Here is a 16,840-nt window from a genome sequence, read left to right as displayed (position 1 = left end):
CTCACCCACCCTGGGCTAAGAGCGTTCTCAGCTGGGCTTTCCTCGCGCCCAGCTCCCTGTCGAGCATGAAGAGGCCGTGCGGATTGTCGCCGATTATCTTCAGCTTGTCCACTATCGCCTTTGTGCTCGCTTCCTCCTCGACCTGCTCCTCGACGAACCACTGGAGGAACTGATATGTTGCCCTGTCCTTCTCCTCCTCGGCCAGGTCAACGAGCTTGAAGATGGACTGCGTGACGCCGACCTCGTGGAGGTAAACCGCCTCGAAGGCCTTGAGCGGGCTCTCGAAGTCCTGCTTGGGCTTCTCAATCCTCTCAAGCTCGACCGTTCCTCCCCTGTTGAAGATGTAGTCGTAGAACTTCATCGCGTGACCAAGTTCCTCCTCGGCCTGCGCCTCCATCCAGCTGGCAAAACCGTCGAGGCCCTTCTCCTTGAAGTAGGCCGCGATTCCGAGGTAGAAGTAGGCAGAGAAGAGCTCCTTGTTGAGCTGTTCGTTCAAAGCTTTGAGCATCCTTTCGCTCAGCATGATACCATCTCACTCTTTCTTGTTTTCGAACCTTATAAGTTTATCCATCGAACCTATAAACTGGGCCGTCAGAGTGAATGTATTTGGGCGTTTCATTGGCAGTTCTCCAAAAACACATCTTTGTGTAATCAAAACGTCAATTTCTTCCCGAAAATTATGGGAAATTTCGTCGTTTCGCCAGAGATGTTTTAGGTTAGTCTACCAAAAGTTCATTAGGGGAACCGAAAAAGTTATATCTCAGAACACCACTGGTCAGTATCGAGAACAAACCCACATAAATGGGTAGGGAGGTGAGTTAAGATGGCGAAGACGACCTTTGAGGAGGAGATTTACCTTAGGGCCCTGACAGGAAGGCTCGTAGGAAAGGCGCTGGCGGACCTTGGCCTCAACAAGGTTGCCGTCGTGGCAAGTAAGAACATCATCTGCTCCAGCATAGCGACCGCGACCGAGGCGACCTTCATAACCCTCAGCGGGGGCGTTACCTATCACTTCCTCGCCGAGAAGGGCAAGGAGGCCGAGCTCGCCGAGCGCGTCAAGGAGTTCGCTCCTCAGGTCACAGTCCTCCAGTTCGGCGGTGAGACTCCGATAGAGGAAACTAAGGAGATATTCGTCGAGACCCTCAGGCAGTTCGCCGAGAAGGACGTTCCTGGAGCATTCGTAGTCCACGTCAGGATTTTTGCCGCTGGCGGACTCAGCGAAGCCCTCAAGGACGAGAAGATTAAGGAGTACCTTAGCAAGAAGGACCTCTTCGTCTACACCGTCGGCTTCGACGAGGGCAAGGTCTACGTCAACAAGATAATCCTCGACGGCGAGGAGCTCAGGCTCGAGAAGCTCGCCGAGTACCAGGTTACCCTCGAGCACGCCGACCTGCTCAACCGCTCGCTGAAGGACAGGAGCGTTACCTTCGCCTGATTTCCCTTATTTTCAGTGCCCCAACCCCCAGAAGAAGGACGCCGATAAGGAGGAACTTATTCCCATTTTCTCCCTTTGTGGGGCTTTTACAGACGGGCAGTCTGTTTTCGAAGCCCCTTGTGAAGTTCAGGACTTCCAGCCTGTTCCCGTCGTAGTAGAGAACCCTAACTTCGTCCCAGTCCAGGGGAGTGTCGTATCGCCCTGGACGGGTGTAGATTAAAACGCCCCTGCCCAAGAGAACAGCCCTCAGGGTAACGTTCGGCGGAAGTTCGAGGGAGAAGTTTTCAGGAAGTCTCAGAGAGAGCGTTAGGTTCCCCGTAGGTGGCACTTTAATAAGGTAGGTAGAATCAACCCCAATAATCTCCAGCGTGGAGCCGTTTAGAACGACCGGATAAGATTTCGACTGGATTGAAACGTTGGCGCATGGGCAGAGTTCCGACTGAATTTCTTCCGGAATCGTGACGTTGTTGATTACGCACAAATCCTTGGGGTTTATCACCCGTCCGTCGCTCAGGTACCAGAGCCCTTTGTAGAACTCGTAGAACAGCTCATACGCCCCGGTGGTGTTTCCGAGGTAGTAAAGCTTCCCGTCCTTGAAGTAGAAGTAGTAATCCCCGACCATGCTCGGCGTCGGCAGGCCTGACATTCCCGGACCGAGGGCGTCCCAGGAGAGGTCTATAATCGCATCGTTATGGCCAACCTTGATGAAGGGGTAAAATGTGCAGTATTCGGTGGGGGCGAGAACCGAGTGGGGACCGCACAGAGACCCGATAGGAGTGGCATGCACTAAGCGTACCGTCGGGAGCATCAAAACGAACAGGAATGCAACGGCGAGCTGGGATTTTGTTTCCATCTGAACACCGTTTGAAGAATCGCGGGAGAACTTAAAGGGTTTCTCTCCCCATTTTTGCCCCATAAGGTCTTTAAACGCATAACGGTACTCTTCTCGGTGTTGCTATGAAGGTTAAGATAATCCTCGGAACGGGGAGAGAGGGCAGGGAGAGCGAAAGAAAGAAGACAACGAGGTCAGGAGGGAGCTGAGATGAGAATCTTTAGGGTTCCGAGGGAGCCCGGGGCTGGAGGAACGATAATCCTCGCCATGATTGGTGGCTTACTCCTCAGCGGTGCCGACCTGAGGGGCTGGCTAATCGGACTCGCCGTCGCTTTAGTTACTTTCTTCACCTTCGACTACGCCTTCGACTCCTACCGCGCGTGGAAGCTGAGGGACATGGCCGTCGCGCTGGGGCTCAACGGTCTGGCGTATCTCCTTCCCACGCTCTACTGGGGAACGGTCGATGAACTCGTCATTCCCCTCGCCATTGTTGGAGTTATCTTCGCCCTTCATTTCGCCTTCTCCAGGGCAAAGGGCTGGAAGAACCCGGTAACGTATGCGCTCGGAAACTTACTACCTGCTGTCCCGGCCCTCTTCGCTCCGGCCGTGTCAGGTAAGCCCTTAAACACCGACGTCCTCGTCTTCTGGTTCCTCCTGGCTTACTACGAGGCCATCGGAGCGGCTTACGTCGAGACGAAGCTCGCCTTCAGGAAGTTCCCGCGGAAGTACCCGCTGATAGCCTGGATTCCCGCTTTCATCGTGGTTCTCTACAACCCCTACCTTGCAATAGCTCTCATCGAGCCAACGGTTAGGCTCGTGAGAAACCTGAAGGACACCACTTACGTGGCCAAGATAGAGGACATCAAAAAGCTCGGCTGGAGCGTCTTCAGGAGCGTGATGCTCCTCTACCTCCTAACGCTGGCGATACTCTACCTGACGTGATGGCCATGCCGTTCAATCCCGCCTTCGCGGACGCTCTCGACAACCCCGAGCGCAGGAGGGCGCTTCCAATAAAGGAGATACTGCGCTATCTCTTGGCTCTAAGGATGAAGAGAAAGGTTGCCGTTGACGTCGGAGCCGGAACCGGCTACCTCACCATTCCTCTCTCGTGGGTCTTTGAGAGGGTCTACGCGGTCGAAGCGAACCCGAAGATGGCAGAGTTACTGAAAGAGAACATCGAGGGCAGGGGCATCGCGAACGTTGAGGTAATCCTCTCCGAGAAACCGCCCGAGCTCCCGGAGAGGCCGAACCTCGTCGCCTTCGCCCTCTCGCTCCACGAGGTCGGCGACTGGCGGGGCTATTTGAGGTGGGCGTCGAGGGCGGACTACGTTCTCGTAATCGAGTGGTGCCCCGACTCGGAGCGCGGTCCGCCGAGGGAGGAGAAGATTCCGCGGGAGGGGCTGATTGAGCTTGATGGCTTTGAGGTAGTTCTCTCGAGGGTGCGGTTTCCTTACTACCTCGTGATTTTGAGGCCGGTGCGAGAATAGTTCCGAAAACCAAAGCTCCCCCTTCTCGCGTGAAAACCTTTTTATTCGGAAAACCGAACTAAAACCGGTGATAGTCATGGTGAAGGCCAGAGTTGAGAAGCTCTGCACCAACCCGGAGCTCTACATCATCAGGGTTGACGATGATGAAATTAAGTACTTCGAGGCAACCTGGTACATTCCCGAGGGGATAACCTACAACGCATACCTGATGAAGCTGAAGGACGCGGTTGTGCTCTTCGACACGACCAAGGCGGACTACGCCGACCTGTTCCTCGAGAAGCTGAGGGAACTCGTGAACCCGGAGGAGATAACGCACATCATCGTCCACCACACCGAGCCGGACCACAGCGGGGCACTGCCAAAGGTTCTCAAGGCCAACAACTATAAAGCCCAGGTCATCGGAACGGCCTTCGCGAGGAACCTGCTCGAGGGCTTCTACGGAAAAGACGTCGTTAGGAACTTCAGGGTCGTCAAGGACGGAGAAGAGATGAGCATCGGCGGAAAGACCTTCCGCTTCATTACTGTTCCCTGGCTCCACTGGCCAGACACGATGATAACCTACGTCGTCGAGGACAGGCTGATATTCAGCTGCGACGCCGGCGGTGGCTACTCGATTCCAGAGACGATAGACGACAGCGACGAGGAGGTCGTTCAGCGCTATCTGCCTTACGTCACCAAGTACATCGTTACCGTCATCGGCCACTACCACAAGTACATCGTCCAGAACATCAAGAAACTCAAAAACCTCGGAATCGTTGACGATGCCAGGATGATTCTGCCCGGGCACGGAATAGCGTGGTGCCACAATCCGAGGAGAATCTTCGAGTTCTACGAGCGCGTCGGGGCCGGCGTTCCCGAGAAGGACAAGGTTCTCATCATCTACGACTCGATGTACGGCTTCGTTGAGCGGAGAATGGAGATAGTGCTCGACGAGCTCAGGAAGCTCGGAAAGAAGCCGGTAGTTTATCGCTTCACCGACAGGGAAGCTCCCGCCGTCAGCGACATCCTCGGCGAGGTTCCGAGTGCCGAAGCCATAATCATCGGTGCATCCACCTTCGAGGCCGAGATACACCCGCGCATACGCTATACGCTCTTCGAGATACTCGACAAGGCCAACTACGAGAAGCCCGTCCTTATCGTCGGAGCGTTCGGCTGGGGCGGAGTTGCAGGAAGGAAGATAGAGACGCTGATAACGAGGAGCAAGTTCGACCACGTTGCAACCGTAGAGAGCAAGGGAATGCCAAGCGAAGAGGACGAGGCCAAACTGAGGGAAGCCGTAAGGAAGCTCGTCGAGTGGACCTCTTGAGTCCCTTCTATCCTTTTCCCATCTCTCTTACTCCGCTCTCCTTCCTCGGAATCCCTGCAAACTTTGTTCGGCTTTTGGAACTTCCGGTTCGAAAAGTGTTATATACTTTCGCTTCCATCTCCCTACGGTGTTTTCCATGCCCGTTGAGAGAGCTATGACTAAGAAGTTTTTGGAGGACGCCTTCGCGGGCGAGAGCATGGCCCACATGAAGTACCTGATTTTTGCCGAGCAGGCCGAGAAGGAGGGTTTTCCGAAGGTTGCCAAGCTTTTTAGAGCGATAGCCTACGCGGAGTTCGTCCACGCGAAAAACCACTTCATAGCTTTGGGTAAGCTCGGAAAGACCGAGGAGAACCTGAAGGAAGCCATAGCGGGCGAGACCTTCGAGGTCGAGGAAATGTACCCCGTTTACAAGAACGCCGCCGAGTTCCAGGGTGAGAAAGAGGCCGTCAGGAGCACACACTACGCCCTTGAGGCCGAGAAGCTTCACGCCGAGCTTTACGAGAAGGCCAAAGAGAGCGTTGCTAAGGGCGAGGATATAGAGGTTGGGAAAGTCTACATCTGCCCGGTCTGTGGCTACACTGCCGTGGACGAGGCCCCGGAGCGCTGTCCCGTGTGCGGTCTGCCGGGCGAAAAGTTCGTGGTCTTCGAGTAATTCATTCGCTTTTCCGTTCCACAGGTTTGAACCACAAACCTTATAAGGCCGAAGTGCCAACAGTAGAATGGTGAAAGAAGTGGCAAAGTGGAGATGCATAATCTGTGGATACATCTACGATGAGGACGAGGGCGACCCGGAGGACGGGATAGAGCCCGGAACCAGGTTTGAAGACCTTCCCGAGGACTGGGTCTGCCCGCTCTGCGGTGCGCCCAAGGACCAGTTTGAAAAGATAGAGTGAGGTGGCTGAGATGCTGAGCGAAACCATAAAGAGTGGAGACTGGAAGGGGGAGAAGCACGTCCCCGTTATAGAGTACGAGAAGGAGGGCGACCTCGTCAAGGTCGAGGTCAGCGTCGGCAAGGAGATACCGCACCCGAACACCCCGGAGCACCACATAGCGTGGATTGAGCTCTACTTCCACCCAGAGGGGGAGAACTTCCCGATTCTCGTCGGCAGGGTTGCCTTCACCAACCACAGCGACCCGCTGACCGAGCCGAGGGCTGTCTTCTTCTTCAGAACTCAGAAGAAGGGCAAGCTCTACGCGCTCAGCTACTGCAACATCCACGGCCTCTGGGAGAACGAGGTCGCGCTCGAGTGAGCTTTCTTTTTTCCGCCCCAACCCCCGTTATTTTTCTCCCGAGAGCTGGAACGTCATGTTTGTCCAGTTCTCAACCCATTCCTGAGCGTAGCCTTCTAGGGTGTGCACGTACTTGACGTTTCGTACGCATACCATAACCGTCACGTTTTCAGGGCTCTTGAAGAGCTCCACGTGGTATCTTATAACCTCGTCGCCGGAGAGGGCGAGGAGTGACTGGAACGGGCCCCAGAATGTCATTGACTCGTACTTTTGCCCAACTTTAATGCCATCAACGTAAACCCCCGCCCCGCAGAAGTTCTCGGGAACCTTGATGAGAACGTCCACGACCGCAGGAGAGTCAGAGGTACTCCAGTAAACGGCAACGCCATTTGAGCGCGCCGAGCCATCGTAGCTCGGGAAGGGAACGTTGAAGAGAACCGGAGAGAGAAGCAGGGAAGCCACGAAAACCGCGAGAACCTTCCTCTTTGAGAAGTTGAAGGGAACGTCCTTCCTGGCAGCTAGGGGCAGATTCCAATAGGAGTAGGCCTCCACGAGGCGGGCGATACTCATTAAAACGACGCCAATCAAGACGGGGAACAGCAGGGCACCGACGAGATACAGATTCCCGGCTAGGTTGAAGTTCAGCTCCCCGGTTGACTCCGCGAACAGGCCCATCCTGAGTCTATAAACGAGTGCGCTGGCAACAAAGGCAGGATACGCCGGTGCCAGTAAGTTAATGAGCTTGTAAATGTCCCACGAGGGTTTGAGGAGGACCCACTTCGGGCTCCAGCTGAGGAGGAAGACGGCAACTAGGAATAGAGCCGTCTCAATCAGGAACAGCTTCAGAGGTCTTGAGTCAACGTCCACGCTCCAGAGGTAGAGACCAATCAGGTAAACCACGAGCCCGAGTCCAAAGGCTATAAGTGAGAAAATGCCGAAGAGATTGGACAGCACCATCAGCAGACTCCCGGCCAGCAGGTATTCCCTGCCACCAACCGGAGCAAACTTTCCTTTAACTGTCACTAATATCACCAATAAAACTTTGAGTTTTAACACTTAAAGCTTTTGGGCAAGGTTTAAAGGCTTAACGCCGTAGGTTCAATGGTTGAGAGTCATGGATTCGTATGCTCTTGTAATGTCCGTTGACGGTCCGCTCGTCTTGGTCGGCGTCTTTCTCACCTGGCACCTGACGAGGCTTGTCGAGCGGAACAGGCTTGGGAAAGAGAAGTTATCCCATTTGATACTCGCCGGAGGTTTAATGACGGCGTTCGGCTTTACGGGCCATATGATTGGCCTCAACGTCTCCTTCCTCGTAATATTTGGGCCCGCGCTTATAGTTTATGCTCTCTCTATGAGCGGCCTCGTTGGAGCAAAGCTTGAGATGCTTGCTCAAATTGCCTTGATGGTTCTTTCAATAGGTTTGAGCGAAGACCCTCGGAACTATGTTTTTTTGATGTTCTCGGATATCTCCCTTCTCCTGCTCATGGATGCGGTGGCTTTCTACTCGAACTCGCCGAAAAAACCTGCCTCAATGGCCCGCCTGTCCGCATGGCTCCTCGTGGCCTTCACGGTGGTGAACGCGATTTACTACCGCTCCCTGCCGGCGCTCCTGCTCTACACGGCTTCCGTGTCGCTGTGGATAACCTCTCTGCTCCTCTCGTATCCCTCGGCTAAAGTTCTCAACTCTGCCCAGGAAGGCTTATAACTGACCAGTCGAAGTGGGAATCGGTGAGAGAAATGAAGGTTTACAGTCCAGATAGGGAGTGGCCCGAGCCATACAGGGCCGTCATCGAGGAGCTGAAGAAAATAACCGACCCGGTTACCGGTGGCGACATCCTCGATTCTGGCGTTGTGGCGGGCCTTGAGGTCACCGACGACACGCTCAAAATATGGCTTCGCTTCGAGAGCCACGCCGAGTACAACATCATAGGCGAGAGCCCCATAGCGTACTCCAAGATAATCGGCGACATAATGGAGCGGTTTGCCCTCGTCAAGTTCGACAACGTCTACGTCTACGACCTCGGGAACAACGTTATTGGAAAGTTCGAGAACAGGAAGGGCTACAGGCCTGAAGATATCTCGGGAGAGAGGGTTTGAATGCCCCTCCTGGACTTTTTACGGCCCAGAAAGAGATCGGAGCCGGGTCCGAGGAAGGACATCCCCGGGGAAGTCAAGCGCGTTGTGAAGTTGCTTGAGAGGGTTAAAGACCCTGAAACCGGCCTCAACATCGTCGAGGAGGGCCTCGTCTACGGCCTCACAGTTGAAGGTAAGCGAGTTGACGTTTTTCTCCTCATGGCGCGCTCAACGCCTGAATGCCACTTCTGCCAGATGCTGGCGATAAACGTCCAGAGGAAGATACTGGACGAGATAGTTTCGATTCTTAAAACGGAAGGGTTTAATACCGTGAAGGCGTATAACGAACTTGGACTGCTTTTAGCGGAGGGATGATGTATGGTTCCGCCCGAACTCGACGAGGGGCTTCCCCTCGAAAGGATTAAGGACTTCTCGCTTGAAGAACTTCTCGGAATGGCCATAAAGGCCGAAATCGGCGCGAGGGAGTTCTACGAGAGCCTCGCAGAGAGGATCGAGATAGGAGAGCTGAAGGAAAAGGTGAGCTGGCTCGCCGGCGAGGAGAAGAAGCACGAGGAACTGTTGAGGAAGATTTACACCGACTTCTTCCCCGGAAAGGAAGTGGTCTTTCCGAAGGAGCACATAGGACCGGAGCTCCAGCCCGTTGCCAGGAAGCTTGATAAAGTGGAAGACATAATAGACCTAATCCGGTGGGCGATGAAGGCCGAGGAGATAGCGGCTAAGTTCTACGCCGAGCTTGAGAACATGGTCGAGGACGAGAGGAAGAAGAGGCTAATGCGCTACCTCAGCGACATGGAGTTGGGCCACTACTACAACCTTAAAGCTGAATATGAGCTCCTCCTAGACTGGGCAATGTACGACCAGATGATGCATGTGGGGCCCTGATGTCCTGTCTTCTCTTATTATCTGGTCATTGTCGTTGAAGCGAGGGAACGGAAGAGCAAGATGAGACTAACCGTGATTACCGCATTTCCACAGCCTGCAAGCAGACGTATCCGGGTGAGTGAAGATGGAGAGAAGTGTTAGAGGGGTACAACCCATTGACTACGACCCGGTAGTGGATTCTCTGTTCGTGAGCGTTCCTAATCGGAAGTATGAGTACTCCATCATGGTCGGCGATGACTTAATCCTCGATTTTGGAAGAATTCCCTCCAGTGAAAAACAGACCATTGTGGGGTTTGAGCTGTTAAACGCTTCAGAAAAATTTGGAATTGACAGACACCTTTTGAAGAACATCAGGAGACTTCACGCGGAGATAACCATCGATGAAAAAACCGTTAAGCTAAAACTCTCGCTGGTCATCTCCCATCGTAGAAAAGAAAGAGAGCGCTCCAAGGTCTTAGAAGTGGCGAATTTAGGAGTTCCACCAATGGTTTCTTCCATCAACATCTGAGCTCAAAGCTCCACCTTTATCCCCGTTTCTTCTTCAACCTCCTCAAAGCCCTCCTTCATATACTTCGCGAGCTCCTCGTCAACGGCGAAGAGAACCGCCAGGAACTCTCCAAAGTGCTCCTTCTCCTCGTTGGCGACGTCGAGGAAGACGTGCCTAATCTTCTCGTCCTCGATGTGCTCCGCCAACTGCTCGTAGAAGCTTATCGCGTCGAGCTCGGCCTCGATGGCCCAGCGCAGGGCCTGGGCGATTTCCTTCTTGCTCAACGGCCGGTCCTTCGGCAACTCAAACGGGTATTTAGCCAGCATGGTATCACCTCCCATCAAACTCCCAGAATCCACAAAAGGAAAGCGTCAGTCCACCTCAAGGCTGAAGTCCTGGTAGTCCATCCAGATGCCGGTCTTCATCACCGAGTCATACTGCGCTTTGAGCAACTCGTAGTGGGCCTTCTCTATCTTCGCCAGCTCCTCGAAGAGCCTTTTAACCGACTCGTGCCTTGCTTCCTTCGCGGCCTTCTCGTAGAACTCCCACGTGAGCTTTTCCTGCTCCATTCCAATCCTCACGGCATCGACTTCGCTTTCAATCTCCCCAGCCTTGACGAGAAGCTTTTCGAGGAGCTCTTCACTTACGGCTGGCAACTTGCACTCCTCTGCGACGCGCTCAAGGAACTTCTCCTCGAACTCCGCCCAGTGGTCGGCCTCCTCCTTGGCCAGGAAAAGGAACATCTTTCTGGCCCTTTCGTCCTTCGTCCTCCTCGCGAGGTCGAGGTAAAAGCGCATCTCGGCCTTCTCAACCTCCAGGGCCAAAGCTAAAGCCTCAAGCTCGTCCATAAAACCACCACAGTTATTTTAACCCCGACCCTAATAACCTTTGGGGGACGAAGATGGGTATCGAGATGGTCAAAGACCCGCTCGCCCTGAAGGAAGAGCTTTTGAGGTTCGTCTTCGATGTTTACCGCTCAACGAACGGCGCTTATCCCGCCCTGGAGTGGGTTGAGGAGAAGCCCTCGCCGGACGACTTCGAAGGTTTCAGGCAGGTTTACGAGCCGTTTCTCGAGTTCAGACTCGGAGAGGAGTTCGACGAGCTCTACCTGCTGAGGGAGGGTGGAAGAATCGCCGGAACCGTGGCGCTCGTTTACAACCTCCAAGGCAAGGAAATCCACTGGGTTCCCGATGAGTTGAAGAACGAGAGGACGGGCCTCATTGAGTTCTTCATGACCCACCCGGAATACAGGGGAAGGGGGTACGGAAAGGCCCTGCTCGATTTCGCGGTGAGGAGGCTCCTTGAGCTCGGAAAGACGCCCTACGTTGTAACGTTTCCCTGGCTTGAGGCCTACGGCTACTACATCAGGAAGGGCTTTGAGAAGGTCATGGACTACGAGGAGTTCGTGGTGCTCAGGTGGGAACAACCTTAAAAACCCCTCATGGGAGGCTGGAACATGCTCTACGTTGAGATACTCGGAAACCTGCCGGAGATGGCGAGGGACGAGGTAAAGGCGATGCTCGAACTCGGGGGAGGGAAGATAGTCGGCCAGGACTACCTCTTTCTGAAGGTTGACGCTCCCGAGAGGGCCTTCCCCTTCCTCGACCGCCTCGGATTGGCTCACGAATACGGTGAGCTACTGGTTGAGGCAGAGTCCGTTGACGAGCTCCTCAGGAAGGCCAGAGAGGTGGATTGGCCGATTGAAGGCACGTTTAAGGTCGACACCGAGACGATGGCCAACTGCAGGCACGACGTCCTCGACCTGCCGAGGAAGCTCGGGGCGGTGATTCACTCCCAGGGTCACCGCGTGAACCTCTCAAGGCCTGACACGCTCGTCCGCGTTTACTGCGGTGAAAGGCTCTACGCGGGGATAAGGCTACGCTTCTTCGACCCTAAGGACTTTGAGAGGAGAAAGGCCCACCACAGGCCGTTTTTCCGGCCGATTTCGCTCCACCCGAGGGTCTCGCGCGCGCTGGTGAACCTGACGAAGGCCACTAAAGAGCTCCTCGACCCCATGATGGGAGCCGGCGGGATACTCATCGAGGCTGGCCTGCTCGGGCTCAAGGTTTACGGCGTTGACATAAAGCCCGAGATGGTTGAAGGGGCCGAGATGAACCTCCGGCACTACGGAGTCAGAGACTTCGAGCTGAAGCTCGGCGACGCGACGAGACTTGAAGAGCTCTTTCCGGGAAAGGAGTTCGAGGCGGTAGCAACTGACCCTCCCTACGGAACCGCTGCGACACTCGCGGGAAGGAGGCGGGACGAGCTCTACAGGGCGGTTTTGAAGAGCATCCACAGCGTCCTTAAACCCAGCGGAAGGCTCGCGGTAGCTTTTCCGACGAGCTTCGACGGAAAGGGCGAGGCCGAAAAGCTGGGCTTCAAAACGCTCGGACGCTACTACCAGAGGGTTCACAAGAGCCTCGAGAGGTACTTCTACGTGTTCGAGAAGTGAAAGGGTGTCCCGAACTGATTACCAATCCAAAAAGTTTTTATTGTTCTTGACTACATGGGTAAATTATGAGACGCGGCGTGTTGCTCTTGGCACTCCTGCTGTCCCTTCCATGGGTTTCGGCATGGAACGCCACCTTTCAGTTTCACCCGTCACATGGCCAGGAGCTCGACGACATTCTAATCAACTACACCTCGGAGTGCTCATCTTGGGTTTTCGGAACCTTTGATGATGGGAGTCTTGTTCAGGATTTTGCGTTTCCCGTAAACGGCAGTGGAAGCGTTGACCTCCAGGACTATCTGAATATGGGGGTTCCTTCCAACTCAACGCTCTACCTGGAATCAAACTGTGAGCTTAACGTCACCGTCCATCCACGCTACGGGATTTACATGCACCCTCCCGAAGTTAGAGCGCTCTCAACGGAGTTTCGTCTTGTTAAGATACCCTTCAAAAAGACTGGTGAAGGCAGGTTTGAGATTGAAACACCCTGGAAACTTGTTGCGGTTTACTTGGAGAGCCACACTGTCTACGACAACGGAACCTATGTTTCCAACCTACCCCTCAGGGTCGAGGTCTCTTGGGAAAACCAAAGCGTTCTAAAAACACCTGAAGGGAGGGGAACGTATTACTGGGTGGATGTAAGCGATTGGAAGCCCCGTGGGAGGGTTATCCTTAAGCTATCGGGCAGGAGAGCGAAGTACATAGACAGCGCGTACGGATATGCCCTCGTTCCCCACAGGGAGAAAAGGCAGTGGTGGCTTGTCTACAACTACAAGGAAGGTTATTATTTTGGAGACGGCAGGCCGTGGAGAGAGATTCTAATCAAGCTGGAGTTTCTGTGGAAGGGCGAAGACTTCACGCTGGCCAGCTTCGTTACACAGGATGAAGAAAAGCTAAGCCTCAAAGTGGAAGGTGGAAGGGTGTGCCTCGAAGGGCCCCATCTGAAAAAATGCGGTTCCAGAATACCCCGAGGTGCCCTAAAGCTCACTGTGGGCTTTCAAAGCGGATACCTGTGGGTTCTTGGCGGGGGAAATGTGTACTTCAACGAATACACCGGAACGGAGGCTGCCGCACTCATAAACCTCCTCTGGGGAGTACCAAAAGACGACAGATACAGCGTAGAGATTCACGCAAAGAATAGCTCCTACTGGAAGCCAAAGAAAAGGATGGAAATCGGATTGGCCGAGATTCTCGGCGGAAGTGCACTGGTGATATCGTTGCTGGCCCTTTACCTGTCGAGGAAGCATTAGTCCTCAAGCCAGATTTCGAGCCTCTGCTTTCCCTTTCCGAGGCTGGAGCGCTTGAATTTCTTCAGGTGGCCGATTTCCTTTATGTCCCTCACGTGGGTTCCCCCGCAGGGAATGACCTCGAAGTCCCTTATCTGGGTGTAGCGGGTGTCACCTTCCCACCATATTCTCATCTCTCCGCCTTCGTCAACGAGCCTGTTGAAGGTCTCGATTATTTCTTGCTTCCACTTGTTCACGTTCTCCGGGTAAACGATGTCGAGCCTGCCCTTCTCGGCGCTCATTCCGCTTCCGTAGGGCTCCCACTTCTCTGGCAGGACGACGTTGAGGACGTGCTCGAGGAGGTGCATGGCGCTGTGGATTCTCATCAGCTTGTAGCGGTAGTCCCAGTCGAGCTTGAGCTCAACCTCGTCGCCGGGCTTGAACTTTTCCGGCTCCGCAACGACGTGCCAGACGTCGCCTTCATCGTCCTTGTAGACGTCCAGAACCTCAACGCCGTTTATCGTTCCCCTGTCGTGGGGCTGGCCGCCGCCGGTCGGGTAGAAAATCGTCTGGTCGAGGAGCAGGGCGTTATCCTTCACTTCAAGAACCTTCGCCTTGGCCTCCTTGAGGTAGGCGTCCTCGTAGTAGAGCTTGCGGGTCATTTAAACCACCGTAGAAAAGAGGGCACCGAGGTTTAAATGAATATCGAAAAAGGGAAGAAGGAAATCACTTCCTCCTCCTGAGGAGGAGCGGGGCTATGGCGAGTCCGACTATCGCGGCCGGTCCACAGATTCCGCCCTTCTCTTTGGCAGTTGACGTCGGAGTAGTCGAGCCCGCGGATGGCTTGCTCTCGGCTATGTTGAGCTCCTTGGTGACGACGGCCTTGTTTCCGTAGAAGTCCTCGGCCACTATCTCAAGCTTGTACTTGCCTGCCTTGAGTCCCGGAAGCTCGACGATGTAGAAGGTGTCGCCGGGCTTTCCGCTTGAGGGCTCGGCCGGGAACTTGTCAACCTTACCGTACTTGACGATGTTGCCGTTCGAGTCGTAGAGAACCGCGTAGAGGTCCCTGATGCCAAGGTTGTCCTGGGCGGTGAAGTAAACGGTGAACTGTGAGTCGGGCTTGGGGTGGCTGGGCTGGAGGTAGGCAATCTGAACGACCGGCTTCTCGGTGTCCTTTCCGGTGTCAACGACGAGCTGGGAGACTCCCTGTGGAATCGTCACGTTGAGGAGCATGTAGTACTGGCCGGCTATCTCCCTTGAGGCTATAACCTTGTAGGTGACGTTGGTGACGCTCGGGTCAACCTTGGCGTTGGCCGGAACCGGGATGACAATCGGACCGGTAACGCTGTTGTTGAGCTCGTTGATGAACTTGAGGGCGGTTCCAAAGCCCGTCTGGTGCTTGAATATCATGAACTCCTGCGGAACGGGGACGCTGATGAAGTCGCTCCTGACCTTGTCGTTCTCAATCTTGACGGGGGTGTAGGGCATTTCTACGTTGCCGTTCTCATCTATGACGACCAAGTTGCTTCCGTACCAGGTCGGGCTGTGCCTCGGGTTGGCCGGCGGGTTGGGCTCCTTGTCGGGAGCACCGGTCGAGGTGAGGGTGAGGAAGTAGTGCTTGTGGCCCTCCTTGTCGATGTAGAGCCAGTACATGTCGTGGTGGATGTGACCGCTCATCGTGAGCGGGATGTTGTACTTAACGACGTCCTCAAGGAAGCGCTTCGCGACCTCCTGGTCGGCACCCCAGTAGCGACCGACGTACTCCTTAATCTGGTCCCAATCGGTGCTCGGGTCAAGGTCCTTGATAACACCGCCAAGGTAGTTCCAGCGCGGGTTGAAGAAGTACGGGTGGTGGTAGAGGACTATTGGAATGTAACCCTTGTGCTCGTCGAGGACCTTCTCCATCCACTCAATCTCGTCCATCGTCGGGTAACCGCGGTCTCCTCCGGTGTCAAGGCCGATTATGATGAACTTGCCGATGGTGACGTAGAAGTACTTGGGGCCGAGAACCTGGGTGTAAACGGTAGGCGGGTCGTCGTGGTTGCCCTTGATTCCAACGACCGGAAGGCCGGAAGCGGAGGCGAGCTTGGTTATGTTGTAGATTATCTGGTATCCGGTAACGTCACCGCTCGTGTCAACCTCGTCACCGGTGTTTATCATTATGGTAGCACCGTTCATGGCCCAGTACTGGTAGGCGCTGTAAGTTGCCACAACGCTGTGGAGCGGAATCGGGTTCGAGCACATCTCCTCAAGCTTGTAGACGTTGCTCTGGAAGTACTGGTCGCAGACGAAACCGACTTTTGCGCCGGTTGTGACGTGGGTGTCGCTCGTCCAGGCAATCTTGAGGGTCTTCGGCCACTCCTTGAAGACCTTCAGACCGTTCGGGAGGACGAGGGTTCCCTTGTCGGTCTTTATGAGGAGGAAGTAGTCATCCGGGGCAATGTCGTCGGGGGTCTGCAGGGTGATGGACTTGTCGTCCTTCGAGACTATCTGAAGGTCGTACGGGCCGTGAAGGATTGAAACGGCAGTCACTGACTCAACCTGAAGGCCTTCCTTGGGGTAGAGCTTGAATGTGCCTCCAGGAATTGCGAAGGCCGGAACAACGGGCGCGGGCAGGTAAACGTAGTCGCTGTAGGTCGTTGAGTAGTCCTGAGCCAGCGCTGGAACCGCTCCAAGTGCAGAAAGTGCGGTCGCAAAAGCTATTAACAGAGCCAACAGCCGTCTGGCCATGGTATCACCGTTGAGAGGGGAGAGAATGCTCTTAAAACCTTTCCCGTTCGAAACCTGTCCAAAGGGACACCATTTAATGTCCCTTTTGAGTCTTCCCTGTCAAAAAAGATACCATGTGGTCGGCCGTTGCGGAACGACCACCGAGGTGTCTATAGAGGGAGTGCATCTCCAGAATTCTGGCCCTTAGCTTCTCCTCCGGTTTCACGAGGTAGCGCGTGAAGAGCACTGCCATCTCAACGAGCAGGCAGTCGGCCCTGCTGAACGGTCGGAGTGGCAGAGTTCCCTCGATTTCGCCTTCTGGAATCAGCTCACAGAGCAGAACCTCTGTCTCGCCGAGTTCATCTTTCCAGCGCTCAACCTTCCACTCCACCCGCCCGTAGAGGCCGGGAAGGCCTTTAATCCAGCGGTGACCTTTCACCTCAACGAACTCCAGCTCGACGGGAAGGTTCAGAGCGGTTCTGACGAGCAGTTCGGGGTCGTTGGTGAGCTGAATTGAGGCCTTACCGGTTTCAAGAACCTCGCGAAAGCTTTTCCCGGGGAAGAGCTTGAACCTCAGCCTTTCGCCCTCCCGGACGACGCCAACGGGTGTAACGTTCGAGCGCGTGACGAGAAGAACCTCGTAAACCTTCCCCTCCTCGAAAACGTCGAGCATTCCTACCACCGGGCCAAAGGGAGAAGAAAA

Annotated in this window: 23 protein-coding genes; 15 read left to right on the top strand and 8 right to left on the bottom strand. The window is 54.7% G+C overall.

The window, feature by feature from the left end; all coding sequences use genetic code 11:
• Window position 1: 1 nt before the first annotated feature.
• Window positions 2–523, bottom strand: coding sequence for a ferritin (locus E3E30_RS02665; RefSeq protein ID WP_167728352.1), 522 nt, complete (start codon window positions 521–523; stop codon window positions 2–4).
• A gap of 300 nt (window positions 524–823) precedes the next feature.
• Between E3E30_RS02665 and E3E30_RS02660 the strand changes: the two genes are divergently transcribed.
• Window positions 824–1,435, top strand: coding sequence for a hypothetical protein (locus tag E3E30_RS02660; RefSeq protein ID WP_167728351.1), 612 nt, complete (start codon window positions 824–826; stop codon window positions 1,433–1,435).
• Here the strand turns inward: E3E30_RS02660 and E3E30_RS02655 are convergent.
• The gene (locus E3E30_RS02655) at window positions 1,422–2,288 is read right to left on the bottom strand and encodes a hypothetical protein (protein ID WP_167728350.1); all 867 of its coding nucleotides are present in this window, start codon (window positions 2,286–2,288) and stop codon (window positions 1,422–1,424) included. The genes E3E30_RS02660 and E3E30_RS02655 overlap by 14 nt on opposite strands.
• Before the next feature lie 189 nt (window positions 2,289–2,477).
• Between E3E30_RS02655 and E3E30_RS02650 the strand changes: the two genes are divergently transcribed.
• From E3E30_RS02650 to E3E30_RS02625, 6 genes are all read left to right on the top strand, one after another.
• Complete coding sequence (locus E3E30_RS02650) at window positions 2,478–3,209, top strand: hypothetical protein (protein ID WP_167728349.1); 732 nt, start codon at window positions 2,478–2,480, stop codon at window positions 3,207–3,209.
• Window positions 3,209–3,754, top strand: coding sequence for a methyltransferase domain-containing protein (locus E3E30_RS02645; protein ID WP_167728348.1), 546 nt, complete (start codon window positions 3,209–3,211; stop codon window positions 3,752–3,754). The genes E3E30_RS02650 and E3E30_RS02645 overlap by 1 nt, the downstream gene beginning before the upstream one ends.
• Window positions 3,755–3,830: 76 nt before the next feature.
• Entirely contained in the window at window positions 3,831–5,060 is a 1,230-nt protein-coding gene (locus E3E30_RS02640) for an FprA family A-type flavoprotein (RefSeq protein ID WP_167728893.1), read from the top strand.
• A 136-nt stretch (window positions 5,061–5,196) separates the two neighbouring features.
• Window positions 5,197–5,712, top strand: a complete 516-nt coding sequence (locus E3E30_RS02635; RefSeq protein ID WP_167728347.1) for a rubrerythrin family protein — start codon at window positions 5,197–5,199, stop codon at window positions 5,710–5,712.
• Between the two features lie 79 nt (window positions 5,713–5,791).
• Window positions 5,792–5,953 carry a rubredoxin gene (gene rd / locus E3E30_RS02630; protein ID WP_167728892.1) on the top strand — a complete coding sequence of 54 codons (162 nt, stop codon included), beginning with the start codon at window positions 5,792–5,794 and terminating at the stop codon, window positions 5,951–5,953.
• A 10-nt stretch (window positions 5,954–5,963) separates the two neighbouring features.
• The gene (locus tag E3E30_RS02625) at window positions 5,964–6,311 is read left to right on the top strand and encodes a desulfoferrodoxin family protein (protein ID WP_167728346.1); all 348 of its coding nucleotides are present in this window, start codon (window positions 5,964–5,966) and stop codon (window positions 6,309–6,311) included.
• A gap of 27 nt (window positions 6,312–6,338) precedes the next feature.
• On the opposite strand, the gene E3E30_RS02620 is transcribed toward E3E30_RS02625, so the two are convergent.
• Window positions 6,339–7,322: a DUF996 domain-containing protein gene (locus E3E30_RS02620; protein WP_167728345.1), complete on the bottom strand. Its 984-nt coding sequence runs from the start codon at window positions 7,320–7,322 to the stop codon at window positions 6,339–6,341.
• A gap of 82 nt (window positions 7,323–7,404) precedes the next feature.
• Between E3E30_RS02620 and E3E30_RS02615 the strand changes: the two genes are divergently transcribed.
• From E3E30_RS02615 to E3E30_RS02595, 5 genes are all read left to right on the top strand, one after another.
• On the top strand, window positions 7,405–7,995 hold the full coding sequence (locus tag E3E30_RS02615) for a hypothetical protein (protein WP_051482158.1): 591 nt from the start codon (window positions 7,405–7,407) through the stop codon (window positions 7,993–7,995).
• Between the two features lie 32 nt (window positions 7,996–8,027).
• Window positions 8,028–8,387, top strand: coding sequence for an iron-sulfur cluster assembly protein (locus E3E30_RS02610; RefSeq protein WP_167728891.1), 360 nt, complete (start codon window positions 8,028–8,030; stop codon window positions 8,385–8,387).
• A complete protein-coding gene (locus E3E30_RS02605) occupies window positions 8,388–8,738 on the top strand; it encodes an iron-sulfur cluster assembly protein (RefSeq protein ID WP_167728344.1) in 351 nt (116 codons plus the stop codon).
• A gap of 3 nt (window positions 8,739–8,741) precedes the next feature.
• Complete coding sequence (locus tag E3E30_RS02600; protein WP_167728343.1) at window positions 8,742–9,266, top strand: ferritin family protein; 525 nt, start codon at window positions 8,742–8,744, stop codon at window positions 9,264–9,266.
• Between the two features lie 124 nt (window positions 9,267–9,390).
• A complete protein-coding gene (locus E3E30_RS02595; protein WP_167728890.1) occupies window positions 9,391–9,774 on the top strand; it encodes a DUF2283 domain-containing protein in 384 nt (127 codons plus the stop codon).
• 2 nt (window positions 9,775–9,776) lie between these two features.
• Here the strand turns inward: E3E30_RS02595 and E3E30_RS02590 are convergent, their stop codons facing one another.
• The gene (locus E3E30_RS02590) at window positions 9,777–10,079 is read right to left on the bottom strand and encodes a ferritin family protein (RefSeq protein WP_042689990.1); all 303 of its coding nucleotides are present in this window, start codon (window positions 10,077–10,079) and stop codon (window positions 9,777–9,779) included.
• A gap of 45 nt (window positions 10,080–10,124) precedes the next feature.
• Window positions 10,125–10,601 carry a ferritin family protein gene (locus E3E30_RS02585; protein ID WP_167728342.1) on the bottom strand — a complete coding sequence of 159 codons (477 nt, stop codon included), beginning with the start codon at window positions 10,599–10,601 and terminating at the stop codon, window positions 10,125–10,127.
• A 53-nt stretch (window positions 10,602–10,654) separates the two neighbouring features.
• Between E3E30_RS02585 and E3E30_RS02580 the strand changes: the two genes are divergently transcribed.
• From E3E30_RS02580 to E3E30_RS02570, 3 genes are all read left to right on the top strand, one after another.
• The gene (locus E3E30_RS02580) at window positions 10,655–11,185 is read left to right on the top strand and encodes a GNAT family N-acetyltransferase (protein WP_167728341.1); all 531 of its coding nucleotides are present in this window, start codon (window positions 10,655–10,657) and stop codon (window positions 11,183–11,185) included.
• 24 nt (window positions 11,186–11,209) lie between these two features.
• A complete protein-coding gene (locus tag E3E30_RS02575) occupies window positions 11,210–12,205 on the top strand; it encodes a TIGR01177 family methyltransferase (RefSeq protein ID WP_167728340.1) in 996 nt (331 codons plus the stop codon).
• Window positions 12,206–12,270: 65 nt separating this feature from the next.
• Window positions 12,271–13,452: a hypothetical protein gene (locus E3E30_RS02570; protein WP_167728339.1), complete on the top strand. Its 1,182-nt coding sequence runs from the start codon at window positions 12,271–12,273 to the stop codon at window positions 13,450–13,452.
• On the opposite strand, the gene E3E30_RS02565 is transcribed toward E3E30_RS02570, so the two are convergent.
• The 3 genes from E3E30_RS02565 to E3E30_RS02555 form a co-directional block, all read right to left on the bottom strand.
• Entirely contained in the window at window positions 13,449–14,090 is a 642-nt protein-coding gene (locus tag E3E30_RS02565; protein WP_167728338.1) for an alanyl-tRNA editing protein, read from the bottom strand. The two genes, E3E30_RS02570 and E3E30_RS02565, sit on opposite strands and share 4 nt — an antisense overlap.
• Before the next feature lie 64 nt (window positions 14,091–14,154).
• Window positions 14,155–16,158: a metallophosphoesterase gene (locus tag E3E30_RS02560; protein ID WP_167728337.1), complete on the bottom strand. Its 2,004-nt coding sequence runs from the start codon at window positions 16,156–16,158 to the stop codon at window positions 14,155–14,157.
• A gap of 73 nt (window positions 16,159–16,231) precedes the next feature.
• Window positions 16,232–16,810: a DUF447 domain-containing protein gene (locus tag E3E30_RS02555; RefSeq protein WP_167728336.1), complete on the bottom strand. Its 579-nt coding sequence runs from the start codon at window positions 16,808–16,810 to the stop codon at window positions 16,232–16,234.
• Between the last annotated feature and the right edge of the window lie 30 nt (window positions 16,811–16,840).

It is taken from the genome of Thermococcus sp. 9N3 (assembly GCF_012027685.1).
Classification (GTDB): domain Archaea; phylum Methanobacteriota_B; class Thermococci; order Thermococcales; family Thermococcaceae; genus Thermococcus; species Thermococcus nautili.
The sequence above is the reverse complement of the archived record's forward strand: the minus strand, read 5'-3'. Positions and strand labels throughout refer to the sequence as shown.

Bases quoted from the DNA above. Each gene is read 5' to 3' on its own strand.
- E3E30_RS02600 (WP_167728343.1), top strand. From the start codon at position 8,742: ATGGTTCCGCCCGAACTCGACGAGGGGCTTCCCCTCGAAAGGATTAAG.
- E3E30_RS02570 (WP_167728339.1), top strand. From the start codon at position 12,271: ATGAGACGCGGCGTGTTGCTCTTGGCACTCCTGCTGTCCCTTCCATGG.
- E3E30_RS02610 (WP_167728891.1), top strand. From the start codon at position 8,028: ATGAAGGTTTACAGTCCAGATAGGGAGTGGCCCGAGCCATACAGGGCC.
- E3E30_RS02575 (WP_167728340.1), top strand. From the start codon at position 11,210: ATGCTCTACGTTGAGATACTCGGAAACCTGCCGGAGATGGCGAGGGAC.
- E3E30_RS02615 (WP_051482158.1), top strand. From the start codon at position 7,405: ATGGATTCGTATGCTCTTGTAATGTCCGTTGACGGTCCGCTCGTCTTG.
- E3E30_RS02560 (WP_167728337.1), bottom strand. From the start codon at position 16,158: ATGGCCAGACGGCTGTTGGCTCTGTTAATAGCTTTTGCGACCGCACTT.
- E3E30_RS02640 (WP_167728893.1), top strand. From the start codon at position 3,831: ATGGTGAAGGCCAGAGTTGAGAAGCTCTGCACCAACCCGGAGCTCTAC.
- E3E30_RS02625 (WP_167728346.1), top strand. From the start codon at position 5,964: ATGCTGAGCGAAACCATAAAGAGTGGAGACTGGAAGGGGGAGAAGCAC.
- E3E30_RS02655 (WP_167728350.1), bottom strand. From the start codon at position 2,288: ATGGAAACAAAATCCCAGCTCGCCGTTGCATTCCTGTTCGTTTTGATG.
- E3E30_RS02555 (WP_167728336.1), bottom strand. From the start codon at position 16,810: ATGCTCGACGTTTTCGAGGAGGGGAAGGTTTACGAGGTTCTTCTCGTC.
- E3E30_RS02665 (WP_167728352.1), bottom strand. From the start codon at position 523: ATGCTGAGCGAAAGGATGCTCAAAGCTTTGAACGAACAGCTCAACAAG.
- E3E30_RS02660 (WP_167728351.1), top strand. From the start codon at position 824: ATGGCGAAGACGACCTTTGAGGAGGAGATTTACCTTAGGGCCCTGACA.
- E3E30_RS02580 (WP_167728341.1), top strand. From the start codon at position 10,655: ATGGGTATCGAGATGGTCAAAGACCCGCTCGCCCTGAAGGAAGAGCTT.
- E3E30_RS02565 (WP_167728338.1), bottom strand. From the start codon at position 14,090: ATGACCCGCAAGCTCTACTACGAGGACGCCTACCTCAAGGAGGCCAAG.
- E3E30_RS02650 (WP_167728349.1), top strand. From the start codon at position 2,478: ATGAGAATCTTTAGGGTTCCGAGGGAGCCCGGGGCTGGAGGAACGATA.
- E3E30_RS02635 (WP_167728347.1), top strand. From the start codon at position 5,197: ATGCCCGTTGAGAGAGCTATGACTAAGAAGTTTTTGGAGGACGCCTTC.
- E3E30_RS02645 (WP_167728348.1), top strand. From the start codon at position 3,209: ATGGCCATGCCGTTCAATCCCGCCTTCGCGGACGCTCTCGACAACCCC.
- E3E30_RS02585 (WP_167728342.1), bottom strand. From the start codon at position 10,601: ATGGACGAGCTTGAGGCTTTAGCTTTGGCCCTGGAGGTTGAGAAGGCC.
- E3E30_RS02590 (WP_042689990.1), bottom strand. From the start codon at position 10,079: ATGCTGGCTAAATACCCGTTTGAGTTGCCGAAGGACCGGCCGTTGAGC.
- E3E30_RS02595 (WP_167728890.1), top strand. From the start codon at position 9,391: ATGGAGAGAAGTGTTAGAGGGGTACAACCCATTGACTACGACCCGGTA.
- E3E30_RS02605 (WP_167728344.1), top strand. From the start codon at position 8,388: ATGCCCCTCCTGGACTTTTTACGGCCCAGAAAGAGATCGGAGCCGGGT.